Below are 14,128 nucleotides of genomic sequence, written 5' to 3' on the forward strand. Positions count from 1 at the left end.
GTTAACTCTCTTCGCTCCAGCAAAACCCGTCGCGCGCGATCATGGCGCTCGACGCGCTGGGGCCCCAGGTTCCGCCGGCGTACAGACGCGGCCCCTGCATGTCGTTTTTCCAGTGCTCCAGTATGGGCTCGACCCAGCGCCAGGCTTCCTCCTGCTCATCGCTGCGCACAAAGAGGTTGAGGCGGCCATCGATGACGTCCAATAGCAGGCGTTCGTAGGCGCCCACGCGCTCCGTGCCAAAGCGTTTGTCAAAGTCAAGATCCAGCTGCACTGGCGCCAATGTTTGTGAATTGCGGCGGTTGTCCTGCCCCTGCGCCAGCAGGTGCAACTCCAGCCCGTCCTTGGGTTGCAGGTTGATGACCAGTCGATTGGCCACGCCGATTTGAGAGTTGAAGATGGCGTGCGGCGTGGGCCGGAAGTTCACCACGATGCGCGCATCGCGCCCCGCCAGGCGCTTGCCCGTGCGGATGTAGAAAGGCACACCGGCCCAGCGCCAGTTGGAGATTTCAGTGCGCAGGGCGACAAATGTTTCGGTGTGGCTTTGCGGGTTGACGCCGGTTTCTTCGCGGTACGCGATGACCGGCGCGCCGGCAACCGTACCCGCGCCATATTGGCCGCGAATCACGTCTTGCGCCAGCGCTTCTGCGGTCCAGGGCTTGAGCGAGCGCAAGACCTTCAGTTTTTCATCACGGATGGCATCGGCATGCGAATTGATGGGCGGCTCCATGCCAATGGCGCACAGCAGTTGCAGGGCATGGTTTTGCACCATGTCGCGCAGGGCGCCGGTGGTTTCATAAAACGCGCCACGTTGCTCGACGCCGAGTTCTTCCGCGATGGTGATCTGGATATTGGCAATGTGCTCACGCCGCCAAAGGGGCTCAAACAGGGCGTTGCCAAAACGCAGGGCAAACAGATTCTGAACAGCGGGTTTGCCCAGGTAATGGTCGATGCGAAAGACCTGCCTTTCACCCAAAACCCGACGCACCGTTTCATTGATGGCGCGGTTGGAGGCCAGGTCGTGGCCCAGCGGTTTTTCCAGCACCACACGGGTCTGGGGGGTGTTCAGGCCGGCGGCCGCGAGTTGCTCGCACACGGTGGTGAACAGGCTTGGCGCTGTGGCCACATACATGACAACGGTGTCGGCCTTGCGCCGGGCCAGGGTGGCGGTCAGTCTCGCGTAGTCAGCCGGCTTGGACAGGTCCATGCGCACAAACTCCAGCAAGTCTGCGAAGCGGGTGAACTCGTCCTGGCTGGGTCGCTTGGCCAATTCAACCTGGTCAAAGCGCGAGCGGATCAGATTTCGATACTGCTCGTCGCTCATGTCGTCGCGGCCGACGCCAATAATGCGTCCACCTGCGGGCAAAGTGCCATGGCGAAAGGCCTGGAATAGCGCTGGCATGAGTTTTCTCCAAGCCAGGTCACCGGTTCCACCAAACAATACGAGATCGAAGCTCATGGTTACTAGTTACATGAAAAATGACGTTGTACTGTAACTTTGTTTCATCGATAATTCAACGACTATTCAGAAAATTTCTTGCAAGCTTGACCTTTCGCCACCACTTTATGAACCAACTCGACGCTCTCAAACAATTCACCACCGTGGTGGCCGACACCGGCGACTTCAAGCAACTGGATGTATTCAAGCCTCAGGATGCCACTACCAATCCGTCGTTGATCCTCAAGGCGGTGCAAAAGCCGGACTATGCGCCACTGCTCAAAGACAGCGTGAATCAGTTTCGGGGTCGGCCGCTGGACGAGGTGATGGACCGGTTGCTGGTACGTTTTGGCTGCGAGATTCTGTCCATCATTCCGGGGCGCGTGTCCACCGAAGTGGATGCCCGTTTGAGCTTTGACACCAACGCGACCGTGGCGCGGGCCGAGCGCCTTATCGAGTTGTACCAGGCGCAGGGCATTCACATTGACCGGGTGCTGATCAAGGTAGCCGCCACCTGGGAGGGTATTCAGGCCGCTGCGCAACTGGAGCGACGCGGTATCCATACCAATTTGACGCTCTTGTTTTCTTTCTGCCAGGCCGTGGTTTGTGGTCAGGCCAAAGTGCAGTTGATCTCACCCTTTGTGGGACGCATTTACGACTGGTACAAAAAGTCGGCCGGGGCCGCGTGGGTCGAATCTGACAACGCCGGAGCGAATGACCCTGGTGTGAAATCAGTGCGCCAAATCTACAACCACTACAAAAAATTCGGCATTGCCACCGAGGTCATGGGTGCCAGCTTTCGCAATGTCGGGCAGATCACGGCATTGGCGGGTTGCGACCTGCTGACCATCAGTCCCGAGTTGCTGTCCACGCTCGCGGCCAGCTCTGAGCCGCTGCTGCGGGCGCTGGATCCGGTGAGCGCCCAATCGCTGGACCTGCCCCCTGTGAGCTACGACGAGGTGGGCTTTCGGTTTGCCCTTAACGAAGACGCGATGGCAACCGAGAAGCTTGCCGAAGGTATTCGGGCATTTTGTGTGGATGCCGCCAAGCTCGATCAGCTGTTGCTTGCCGCCTGATTTTTGACTGAAGGACTGCATATGACCCGCATGCGCTGTGACCGTACCCCTGCTTGGAGGGAGCTGCAGGCTTTGTTCAAATCAAAGGCGAGTACCTTCGATCTGCGCAATGCGTTCGCGACAGATGCGAATCGTTTTGAGACCTTCAGCCAATCTGCCCCGCATGTTTTTGCGGACTTGTCCAAGAATCTGATCGACAGCAGCGTGCAGCAGTTGCTATTTGATCTGGCGCGTCAGGCAGGTGTGACGGAGCAACGCGATGCCATGTTGGCAGGTGTGGCGGTCAACAGCACCGAGCAGCGGGCGGTGATGCATTGGTTATTGAGAAATCCGGCCTTGTCCATCGCAGATAGTGAACAATCAGCTATAAAAAATGTAGCAAATGAGTTGGCGCAGGTGCATGCCACGCTGGATGCGATGCTGGCCTATGCGCAGACCGTGCGAGAGGATGCCGGCATCACTGATGTGGTCAATATCGGCATTGGTGGCTCCGACCTGGGGCCACAGATGGCGGTGCTCGCGCTGGATGGTTATGTGCTGGCGGAAAAGCGTTTTCATTTCGTATCGAATGTGGATGGCCATGAACTTGCCGCCACCCTCAAGCGCCTCAAACCCGAGAACACCTTGTTCCTGATTGCCAGCAAGACCTTCACCACCATCGAGACCATGACCAACGCGCAGTCCGCCAAGGCATGGTTTGAGGCGAAGGGCGGCACTGACATTGCGCGGCATTTCTGCGCGCTGACCACCAACGTGCAGGCCGCCCATGCGTTTGGCATCAGCACCACGTTTGGATTCTGGGACTGGGTTGGTGGCCGCTACTCGGTCTGGTCGGCAATCGGCCTGCCCGTGGCGATCGCGATTGGTCCCCAGGGTTTTCGCGAATTTCTGGCCGGTGCACACGCCATGGACGAGCACTTTAGCCGCGCGCCCATTGAGCGCAACCTGCCGATGCGCCTGGGTTTGCTGGATGTTTGGTACCGCAACTTCCATGGCTTCACCAGCCGCAGCATCGCGCCCTACCACAGTGCCTTGCGCCGTTGGCCAGCTTACCTGCAGCAACTGGAGATGGAGAGCAATGGCAAGCGGGTGGACGCGACGGGAGAGGCGCTGCCCTATGCCACAGCACCGGTGCTGTGGGGCGAGCCGGGCACCAATGGGCAGCACGCTTATTTTCAGATGCTGCACCAGGGCACAGACGTGGTGCCGGTGGAGTTTGTTGCGGTCAAAGCACCGCAGCACAATCTGCCCGGGCATCACACGCTGCTGCTTGCCAACGCCGTGGCCCAGGCCCAGGCTTTGATGGTGGGTAAGGTGGATTCAGGCGGGCATCGGCACTTCCCCGGTAATCGCCCAAGCACCTTTTTGTTGCTTGACGAGCTGAGTCCGGCCAGTCTGGGCGCGCTGATTGCCTTGCAGGAGCACCGTGTGTTTGTCAGCGGTGCCTTGTGGGGCATCAACAGTTTTGATCAATGGGGCGTTGAACTGGGCAAGGTTTTGGCCCAGGATGTCGAAGCGCGACTGGGCAGTGGCGATACGACGGGTCTGGACGGCTCTACTGCAGGGCTGCTTTGTCGCTTGAAGACGCCTTGGCCTGCCAGCCTTTGAGTCGCCGGTAGAGCGTGCCTCGCGATACGCTCAACGCCCGGGCTGCCCGCGAAATGTTGCCGTCACAGGCCGCCAGGGTATCTTCGATGAATTTTCGACTGTGGTCCACCAGCGTGGTTTCGTCTGCCATGGTGGGCGCGACTGCGCTGACGCGGGAAGCCTCGACAGGCGGCTCGGATGACGCAACGGCTGGCAGGATGGGTCGGGCAACGGCGTGATCGAAATCGACCCCATCCCGAGCCACCAGACGGACCTTCGCCCACACGCCCAAGCCGTTGGGGAGCCGAAAGCCTTTCACGGTGTCCGTTCGCAGCAACTCAAGCAGTTCGCTCAGTCTGACGCCGAACACGGCTTCCACTGGCTGTGGCAGCAACTCCGTTCGTTGGCCCAGCAGACGGGACGCCGCAACATTGAGCCACTCCACCCGGCCGTCGGATGTGATGCCGGCCAGAGCTTCCATGGGTGTTCCCAGCAAGGCAGGGCTGGCCTGGAATCGCACCAGAAGATGTTCGCTTGATTGGGCCTGCAGCAGGCTGTTCTCAATCGAGGTGGCATACAGACCGATTACCGACGCGGCGTCAAAACCAAAATTGCGGGACTCAACGGACACGTTCAACACACCCGCGAGTCGCCCTTTGACATCACGGATGGGTGCCGCCGCGCATTGAAAGTTTTGCAGACAGTCGTAGTAATGCTCAGCCCCCAGCACCATGGATGCCTGCCCGGTCTTGGCCACGATGCCTGGCGCGGTGGTGCCCATTGCCGTTTCCGAAATATTGACGCCCACGCGTGCCGCCAGGTGCAGCAGTGGTGCCTGTGCGGCGAGTGGGTTGTGCGTTGCGTGGACGATGACGCCCTGAGCGTCAGTCAGCAAAACCCGGCAGTCGGTGCCTGCCAGGGTGCTTTCCATGCTTGCAAGTTCCTGGCGAGCGACTTCCAGCAACTCGCGATTGCGACTCAGGGCGCTGTGCAAACGGCTGGGCGTGACCGGGTCAAATGTCGGGCTGGCAGAGGCTTGCGTACGGGCCGTTGTGCAACGCATCCACGACTGAATGACAGGTTCTGCCACCATGCCGGAAGGTCGTATGCCTTCCTCGAAAAAACGCTGGCGCGCCAGTGCCACGCGTTGCTCAGGACTCGTGAAAAATAGTTGCCGGGGTGTGCCGGAATCCAGCCAGTTTTGCAGGGCCATGGTCGTAAACAATCTGAGGGCGGGAGAGGCTGCATTTTCACCCTCTGGGCTTTTTAGGTACTGCGGGTAAACACTGATTTGCGCGCATCGGTGACACCTTGCTCATCTTTGTCGACAAGACTGTGCGGCCCGTGAATGTGCCGGAATGGAACAGTTTTCTCCAAGGGTAATCCCGAAGATGACGCTGGCCCGCCTGACTCCTAAACTGAGCCGGCCACAGATTTTGGGGTGGGCAGTTCATTGCCCGCGCCATAGCCTGCCAGGCCTGGGCAGCGTGGGTAAAACCGCTCAACTGCACGCATAACTAATTGCCCTTCATGGGCAGGTTTTAGGAGACAAGTCAATGAAAACAAGCATGGCAGCTATTGCCAGATTGAACGCCTCGGCGTTCGCACTGGCCCTATTGGGTCTGACTGCGGCGGGGAGTGCGCAAAGCGCGGCACCAGCCAAAGGCTCCGGTGAGCACATCACGGCCGCAATCAAGCGGGTGGATGGTGCGTTCATGCGCGCCAATGAGGCCAAGACCCCCGATTGGCCAAGCTATGGGCTGGACTATGCGGAGACACGGTTCAGCAAGCTCGATCAGGTCAATACCTCCAACGTCAAAGACATGGGGCTGGTCTGGTCGTACAACCTGGAATCGACCCGCGGCGTAGAAGCAACTCCGCTGGTGGTCGACGGCATCATGTACGTGACCGCGTCCTGGAGCGTGGTCCATGCCGTGGATGTGCGCACGGGCAAACGAATCTGGTCCTATGACCCCAAGGTCAACCGCGCCATTGGTTTCAAGGGTTGCTGTGACGTGGTCAATCGGGGTGTAGCCCTGCACAAAGGCAAGGTCTACGTGGCTGCTTTCGACGGGCGACTGATCGCACTGGAGGCCGCAACAGGCAAAGTGGCATGGGAAATCGACACTATCATTGACCACAGCCGTCCCTACACCATCACAGGTGCGCCGCGCGTCTTCAAGGACAAGGTCATCATCGGCAATGGCGGCGCCGAGTACGGCGTGCGTGGTTACGTCACGGCCTACGACGCCGCCAGCGGCAAACAAAAATGGCGCTGGTTCACCGTTCCTGGCGATCCAAGCAAGCCATTTGAAGATGCTTCCATGGCTGCTGCGGCCAAGACCTGGGACCCTAGCGGCAAGTACTGGGAAGCCGGTGGTGGCGGCACAGCCTGGGACACCATGGCGTTTGATCCCGCTTTGAACCTGATGTACATCGGTACCGGGAATGGCTCACCTTGGGCGCGTTCCAAGCGCAGCCCGGCTGGTGGCGATAACCTCTATCTGGGCTCTGTGGTTGCGCTGAACCCGGACACAGGCAAATACGTCTGGCACTACCAGGAAACCCCCGGTGATAACTGGGACTACACGTCGACCCAGCCCATGATTCTGGCTGACCTCAAGATCGACAACAAGCCACGCAAGGTGATCCTGCACGCACCCAAGAACGGCTTCTTTTTCGTGATTGACCGCAAGACCGGAAAATTCATCTCCGCCAAGAACTTCGTGGATGTGAATTGGGCGACCGGCTTCGATGCCAAGGGTCGTCCGATCGAGGTTGCTGATGCGCGTCGCACCGATCGACCTGCTGATGCAGTTCCCGGCCCCTACGGTGCTCACAACTGGCATTCGATGTCATTCAATCCCAAGACCGGCTTGGCCTATCTGCCCGCGCAGAATGTGCCAATCAACCTGATGGACGACAAGAACTACAAGTTCAATTCCAACGTTCCGGGTCAGCCGGGATCGGGTACGGGCTGGAATACCGGCTTTTTGCTGAATGTGGAAGCACCCAAGACCAAGCCTTTTGGTCGTCTGATTGCCTGGGACCCAGTGCAACAAAAAGAAGTCTGGCGCCAGGAACATGTGTCGCCCTGGAATGGCGGCACGCTGACCACGGCCGGCAACCTGGTGTTCCAGGGAACCGCTGAAGGCCGCTTTGTAGCCTACAACGCCCAGAACGGCGAAAAGCTGTGGGAATCTCCCACTGGTACCGGTGTGATTGCTGCGCCCTCGACCTACATGGTGGATGGCAAGCAGTACGTCTCTATTGCCGTGGGTTGGGGCGGTGCGTATGGCGTCTCGCAGCGGGCTTCCGAGAAACAGGGGCCCGGTACGGTGTACACCTTTGCCGTCGGTGGCAAAGCAGCCCTGCCTGACTTTGTGGCTTACAAGCTGGGCGGACTGGTGGCTGGCGTGAAGTATGACCCGGCTCACTATGAAGCAGGCACCATGCTGTACGTTAGTAATTGCGTACTCTGCCATGGCGTACCCGGCGTTGACCGCGGCGGCAATATCCCCAACCTTGGCTACATGGATGCATCCTTCATCGAGAACCTGGACAAGTTCATTCTCAAAGGACCTGCCGTGGAGCGGGGCATGCCTGACTTCACAGGCAAGCTGACGATGGAAGAAATCCAGAAGATCAAGGCTTTCATTCAAGGTACGGCTGACGCAATTCGTCCCAAGAAGTGAGTCGGATGCATCGTGGAACAGTGCCGCCCCAAGCGGCACGTTTACCGGCCCAGGTCGCACATTGTGCGGCCTGGGCCGGCGCCATTGGGGCGCTGACCATACCGGCGCTGGGACTTGCCCAGACGGTGACGGCACCTGTGGTGCGTGAGCCGGGTGTTTTGCAGCCGGTGGTGATTTCGGGTGCTGCGCCAGACCGCCAGCGCTGGATGGCGCCCGTCTCCATGGACATTCTCGAAGACGAAGAGATACGTGCCGGGCAACTGCAGGTCAATTTGTCGGAGAGCCTGGGGCGCGTGCCTGGCCTGGTGATCCAGAACCGCCAGAACTATGCACAGGACTTGCAGATTTCAGTTCGCGGCTTTGGCGCACGCTCGACCTTCGGCGTGCGTGGGGTCCGACTGTTTGTAGATGGCATTCCCGCCAGCGCGCCGGATGGGCAAGGGCAGGCCTCTACTTTCCCGATTGGAAGTGCCCAGCGGATTGAGGTAATTCGGGGGCCTTATGCCGCACTGTATGGCAGCTCCTCCGGAGCGGTGATCGCTATGTACAGCAACGAGGGCAGCACGCCCGCAAGCCTGCGTGCAGGCGTCGCTGCAGGGGCTGATGGCTTGTGGCGTGCATCTACCCAGGCCGAAGGTGCTGTGGGCTCAGTGAACTACGCACTGGATGCATCGACCTTTGCGACCGAAGGTTTGCGACCGCAATCTGCAGCCAGCCGCGACAACGGTTTTTTAAAGCTGTCCAGAGCTTATGACGATGGGCGCTTCGTGGCCATCGCGAGTCGACAAAAGGGAACTGCGCTGGACCCGCTTGGATTGACGCGTACCGAGTTCTCCGTGAACCCGTACCAGACAACCCTGACGGCTAGCAACTTCAACACACGCAAGTGGTTTGAGCAGACCCAGGTGGGTCTGGCCTGGGAGCATCGTTTGGGTGGTGGGCATCGGCTGGAACTCATGGCCTATGGCGGGCAACGCTCGATTACGCAATTTCAGTCCATTCCGGCGACCACACAAATCGCCGCCACCAGTCCAGGAGGGGTGATTGACCTGGACCGCAGCTTTGGCGGTATCAATGCCCGGTGGCGCCTGGATCGCCAGTTAGATACCGGGCGCTTGACTACCTCTGCTGGCATTGCCGCTGATCGTCAGGATGAGTGGCGGCGTGGTTACGAGAATTTCACCGGACCTGCGGCAAGTCCGACCGCCTTGGGGGTTCTGGGCCGCCTGCGACGTGACGAGAACAACACCGCCACCACGGTAGATCCTTACGCACAGCTTGAATGGGAAAGTCCCGATTGGACCTTGACAGCAGGTGTTCGGCGGTCCAATGTGCGCTTCACCTCATCGGATAACTACATCACTGCCGGCAACCTGAACGACAGTGGCGCCAGCGAATATGCCGGCACCATGCCGGTGTTAGGGTTGCGCTACAGACTCTCGGACCAGTTGCAGGCCTACGCCAGCACGGGCATGGGCTTCGAGACCCCCACCTTGAATGAGGTGGCTTACCGCGCATCGGGCGCGACCGGACTGAACGCTCAATTGCTGGCCAGCCGCAGTCGCAGCAGCGAAGTCGGTTTGCGCGGTCGCCATACCGACGCAAGCTGGACGGCAACCGCGTTTGAGATTCGCACCGAAGACGAGATCGTGGTGCTGTCCAACACTGGGGGACGATCGACGTTTCAGAATGCCGGACGCACCTTGCGGCAGGGCCTGGAGCTTTCAGGCGAGCTGCAATGGGGCAAGGTGAACATCACTTCGGCTTTGACCCTGCTGGACGCCAGCTACAGCGACGGCTTTCGCACCTGCGTAGCGAGTCCATGTGCCACGCCTACGCTGGCCATACCAGCCGGCAATCGCATTCCGGGCATTCCGGGGCGGCAGTTGTTTGTGCAGCTGGCCTGGGAGCCCAAGGCCGTGCCGGGCGTGTACACCATGGAGGTCCGCCACGTGGGTCCGATGGCTGTCAACGATGCGAACACGGATGAAGCTGCTGCCTACACGGTACTTAACCTGGGTGCGCGCTTTCAGCAGACCTGGGGGGCCTGGCAGTTCAAGGAGTTCGTGCGGATGGACAATGTCACGAACCAGGCCTACGCCGGCTCCGTGATTGTGAACGAGGGCAATGGCCGCTATTTTGAAGCTGCGGCCGGTCGATCGTTGTTTGTTGGCGTGGAGCTTGTGCGACGCTTTCAGTAGAGATACTGAGTTCAAACAAAAACCCTGCAGAGCTTGCGCTTTGCAGGGTTTTTTTGTTTGGTGTTGAAAGCCCAGGCATCCACGGATGCCTTGAGCCCTCAGGCAGGAGGCAATTACATGCCCATGCCACCCATGCCGCCCATGCCACCCATGTCGCCGCCCATACCGCCCATGCCGCCAGCTGCCTCTTCTTTCGGAGCTTCAGCCACCATGCACTCGGTCGTCAGCATCAGGGATGCCACAGACGCTGCGTTTTGCAGAGCCGTGCGGGTCACCTTGGTGGGGTCCAGAATACCCATTTCGATCATGTCGCCATAGGTGTCGTTGGCAGCGTTGAAGCCGTAGTTGCCTTTGCCAGCCAGGATAGCGTTGACCACCACCGACGGCTCGCCACCGGCGTTGGCCACGATTTCGCGCAGGGGGGCTTCGATGGCCTTGAGCACCAGCTTGATACCGGCTTCCTGGTCAGCGTTGTCACCCTTGATGGCGCCAGCAGTTTGCTTGGCGCGCAACAGAGCCACGCCACCGCCAGCCACGATGCCTTCTTCCACAGCAGCACGGGTTGCGTGCAGTGCGTCTTCAACGCGGGCTTTCTTTTCTTTCATTTCGACTTCGGTGGCAGCGCCCACCTTGATCACGGCAACACCGCCAGCCAGCTTGGCCACGCGCTCTTGCAGTTTTTCACGGTCGTAGTCGGAAGTGGCTTCTTCGATTTGCACGCGCACTTGTTTCACGCGGGCTTCGATGTCAGCAGCAGCGCCAGCACCGTCGATGATGATGGTATTTTCCTTGCCCACTTCGATGCGCTTGGCAGAGCCGAGGTCAGCCAAAGTCACTTTTTCGAGCGACATGCCAACTTCTTCAGCGATTACTTTGCCGCCGGTCAGGATGGCGATGTCTTCCAGCATGGCCTTGCGACGGTCACCGAAGCCAGGTGCCTTGACAGCCACAACCTTCAGGATGCCACGGATGGTGTTCACCACCAAAGTTGCCAGGGCTTCGCCTTCGACATCTTCAGCAATGATCAGCAGCGGACGGCCCGACTTGGCGACTTGCTCCAGCGTGGGCAGCAGGTCACGGATGTTGCTGATTTTCTTGTCGTACAACAACACGAAGGGGTTGTCCAGCAAGGCGGCTTGCTTTTCGGGGTTGTTGATGAAGTAGGGCGACAGGTAGCCGCGGTCAAACTGCATGCCTTCAACCACGTCGAGTTCGCTTTCCAGCGACTTGCCGTCTTCAACGGTGATCACGCCTTCTTTGCCCACTTTGTCCATCGCGTCAGCAATGATCTTGCCGATGGCTTCGTCAGAGTTGGCGGAGATGGAACCGACCTGGGCGATTTCCTTGGAAGTGGTGGTGGCTTTGGAAGCCTTCTTCAGCTCGGCAACCAAAGCAGTCACTGCCTTGTCGATGCCGCGCTTCAGGTCCATCGGGTTCATGCCCGCGGCCACGTACTTCATGCCTTCGCGCACGATGGCCTGGGCCAGCACGGTGGCGGTGGTGGTGCCGTCACCGGCGATGTCGCTGGTCTTGGAAGCAACTTCCTTGACCATCTGCGCGCCCATGTTCTGCAGCTTGTCCTTGAGTTCGATTTCCTTGGCCACGGACACACCGTCCTTGGTCACGGTGGGGGCGCCGAACGAGCGCTCCAGAACCACGTTACGGCCTTTGGGGCCCAGGGTCACTTTGACCGCGTTGGCCAAAATGTTCACGCCTTCAACCATGCGTGCGCGGGCTTCGCCGCCAAAAATTACGTCTTTTGCTGCCATGTTAGGACTCCAGATTCAGTTAAATGGTTAACGAGTGAGTGAATGAATTACTTCTCAACGACTGCGAACAGATCGTCTTCTTTCATGACGAGCAACTCGTCGCCGCCGACCTTGACGGTTTGACCACTGTATTTGCCGAAAAGAACGCGGTCACCGACCTTGACATTCATGGCGAGCAATTCGCCCTTGTCGTTCTTCTTGCCAGGACCCACGGCCAGAACTTCACCTTGATCAGGCTTTTCAGCAGCACTGTCAGGAATCACGATGCCAGAGGCAGTTTTGGTTTCGTTCTCAACGCGCTTAACAATCACGCGGTCTGCCAGGGGACGCAGTTTCATGGGGAATCTCCTTAGAAATAGATACAGGGTTGATTTCAAGAGTGCCAACCAAGAAAGTTAGCACTCATTAACTTAAAGAGAGGGTCCACGAGGACGGCGGCTTGTTAGCACTCAACTCTTACGAGTGCTAATGATAAGGGCATTTGGAAGACTTTCAAGTCGACCGGTTAAAACATATGGAGTGGGCAGATGCGTGATTAAGCATCTTGTAGTGCTTTGTTCGGCGGATAACTTTCAAAAATCGGATGCACTCGTAGAATCAGTTGGCGTATTTCGCGCCGCGGACATCCCCAATTTTCCCAATTCACTCATGTTTTACGCCTCTCTGAAAACCCTCCATTTGTTGTCGATCATTGTCTGGCTGGGCGGCATGGTGTTTGTCCAGTTCTTTTTGCGACCTGCCGTGGCGAAACTGGAAGCGCCCGAGCGCGTGCGTTTGATGCACGATGTGCTGGGCCGTTTTTTCAACGCTGTCATGGTCGCCGCCGGGCTGGCTCTGGCCAGCGGTGTGTGGATGGTAGGCCGGATGGCGCGACAAATGGCGCAGTCGGGCGTCAAGTTCAATATGCCGATTGAGTGGATGGTGATGGCGCTGTTGGGCGTGCTGATGGTGGCCATTTTTGGCCATATCCGGTTTGCGTTGTACAAACGCCTGACGCGGGCGGTGACGGCAGCGGCCTGGCCCGCCTGTGGCGCGGCGCTGGCAAGCATCCGTCTGTGGGTGATGGTGAATCTGGGTCTTGGTGTGGTGATTGTGATCGTCACGCTGATGGGCGCCTCAAGCTGATGAATCCGGATGCAAAAAAGCTCTGGCGCGCACCGCGCTGGGCACTGGCCGTCTTGCTGGCGGTGCTGGGCATGCTGGGGCCCTTTTCGATTGACACGTATATCCCGGCTTTTTCAGGGATTGCCCAGTCCCTGGGCGCGACGCCGGTGGAGATGCAGCAGACCTTGTCGGCCTACCTATTCGGCTTTGCTTTCATGAGTCTGTTTCATGGAGCGATTTCTGACAGTCTGGGGCGCAGGCCGGTTGTCTTGTGGGGCTTGGCGGCCTTTACGCTGGCATCTGCGGGTTGTGCGTTGTCCCAAAGCATCGGCCAGCTGGTATTTTTTCGGGCCATGCAGGGCTTGTCCACCGGGGCGGGCATTGTGGTGGCACGTGCGGTCGTGCGTGACATGTTTGCGCCTACCGAGGCGCAAAGGGTGATGAGCCAGATCACGATTTATTTTGGCGTGGCCCCGGCGATTGCGCCCATCATTGGCGGCTGGCTGTTCGTGCACCTGGATTGGCACAGCATTTTCTGGTTTCTGACGGGCGTGGGCGTCACGCTGTGGATTGCCAATTTCAAGTTATTGCCCGAGACGCTGCATGTCACGCACCGCCAGCCCTTCAAGGTCAGCAACCTGATGCAGGGCTATTGGCAGCTGGGGCTGGACCCGCGTTTTCTGTTGCTGGCGCTGGCCAGTGGCGTGCCCTTCAACGGGATGTTTCTGTACGTGTTGTCGGCACCGGCTTTCCTGGGTGAGCACCTGGCGCTGGCTCCGACGCAGTTCTTCTGGTTTTTCGTGCTCACTATTGGCGGCATCATGAGTGGTGCCTGGGTGAGTGGCCGCGCGGCTGGCAAGCTGCCGCCCAAGACGCAAATCAAATATGGTTTTATGGTCATGCTGCTGATTGCCCTGCTCAACCTCGGGGCCAATCTGCTGTTCAAGGCGCATGCGTCATGGGCGCTGATTCCGCTTGCCATTTTTGCCTTTGGCTGGGCGATGATGGTACCGGTGGTGACCTTGCTGGTGCTGGACCTGCACCCTGAGCGACGCGGCATGGCGTCTTCGCTACAGGCCTTCATTGGGTCGTCTGCCAATGGTCTGGTAGCCGGGGTGATTGCACCACTGGTCATGCATTCCACCGTGGCTTTGGCCAGCGCTTCCCTGGTCATGATGTGTGTGGGGCTGGTTGCCTGGGTATTCATTCGCCGCCGCTGGCCGGACATCGGACAAACGGTGGTTCATCCGGCGCACTGACC

At 59.0% G+C, this 14,128-nt stretch carries 10 protein-coding genes; 6 read left to right on the forward strand and 4 right to left on the reverse strand.

The window, feature by feature from the left end:
* Position 1: 1 nt before the first annotated feature.
* Positions 2-1,456, reverse strand: a complete 1,455-nt coding sequence (gene zwf, locus IV109_RS05020) for a glucose-6-phosphate dehydrogenase (protein WP_296693152.1) — start codon at positions 1,454-1,456, stop codon at positions 2-4.
* Positions 1,457-1,563: 107 nt separating this feature from the next.
* On the opposite strand from zwf, the gene tal reads away from it, so the two are divergent.
* A complete protein-coding gene (tal, locus tag IV109_RS05025) occupies positions 1,564-2,511 on the forward strand; it encodes a transaldolase (protein ID WP_296693155.1) in 948 nt (315 codons plus the stop codon).
* A gap of 21 nt (positions 2,512-2,532) precedes the next feature.
* Positions 2,533-4,119, forward strand: a complete 1,587-nt coding sequence (pgi, locus tag IV109_RS05030) for a glucose-6-phosphate isomerase (RefSeq protein ID WP_296693158.1) — start codon at positions 2,533-2,535, stop codon at positions 4,117-4,119.
* Here pgi and IV109_RS05035 read toward each other — a convergent pair.
* The gene (locus tag IV109_RS05035) at positions 4,067-5,311 is read right to left on the reverse strand and encodes a helix-turn-helix domain-containing protein (protein ID WP_296693163.1); all 1,245 of its coding nucleotides are present in this window, start codon (positions 5,309-5,311) and stop codon (positions 4,067-4,069) included. The two genes, pgi and IV109_RS05035, sit on opposite strands and share 53 nt — an antisense overlap.
* 343 nt (positions 5,312-5,654) lie before the next feature.
* Between IV109_RS05035 and IV109_RS05040 the strand changes: the two genes are divergently transcribed.
* Together IV109_RS05040 and IV109_RS05045 are read left to right on the forward strand one after the other, a co-directional pair.
* Positions 5,655-7,793: a PQQ-dependent dehydrogenase, methanol/ethanol family gene (locus IV109_RS05040; protein ID WP_296693165.1), complete on the forward strand. Its 2,139-nt coding sequence runs from the start codon at positions 5,655-5,657 to the stop codon at positions 7,791-7,793.
* Positions 7,794-7,798: 5 nt separating this feature from the next.
* A complete protein-coding gene (locus IV109_RS05045) occupies positions 7,799-9,994 on the forward strand; it encodes a TonB-dependent receptor (protein WP_296693169.1) in 2,196 nt (731 codons plus the stop codon).
* A gap of 113 nt (positions 9,995-10,107) precedes the next feature.
* Here IV109_RS05045 and groL read toward each other — a convergent pair whose 3' ends face one another.
* Together groL and IV109_RS05055 are read right to left on the reverse strand one after the other, a co-directional pair.
* Positions 10,108-11,763 carry a chaperonin GroEL gene (gene groL, locus IV109_RS05050; RefSeq protein WP_296693172.1) on the reverse strand — a complete coding sequence of 552 codons (1,656 nt, stop codon included), beginning with the start codon at positions 11,761-11,763 and terminating at the stop codon, positions 10,108-10,110.
* A gap of 47 nt (positions 11,764-11,810) precedes the next feature.
* Positions 11,811-12,101, reverse strand: coding sequence for a co-chaperone GroES (locus IV109_RS05055; protein ID WP_296693175.1), 291 nt, complete (start codon positions 12,099-12,101; stop codon positions 11,811-11,813).
* Positions 12,102-12,411: 310 nt separating this feature from the next.
* On the opposite strand from IV109_RS05055, the gene IV109_RS05060 reads away from it, so the two are divergent.
* Complete coding sequence (locus IV109_RS05060; RefSeq protein ID WP_296693179.1) at positions 12,412-12,888, forward strand: CopD family protein; 477 nt, start codon at positions 12,412-12,414, stop codon at positions 12,886-12,888.
* Positions 12,888-14,126, forward strand: coding sequence for a multidrug effflux MFS transporter (locus IV109_RS05065; protein WP_296693182.1), 1,239 nt, complete (start codon positions 12,888-12,890; stop codon positions 14,124-14,126). The genes IV109_RS05060 and IV109_RS05065 overlap by 1 nt, the downstream gene beginning before the upstream one ends.
* The last annotated feature ends 2 nt before the right edge of the window (positions 14,127-14,128 follow it).

The organism is Rhodoferax sp., from assembly GCF_018780565.1.
Taxonomy (GTDB): Bacteria; Pseudomonadota; Gammaproteobacteria; order Burkholderiales; family Burkholderiaceae_C; genus Rhodoferax.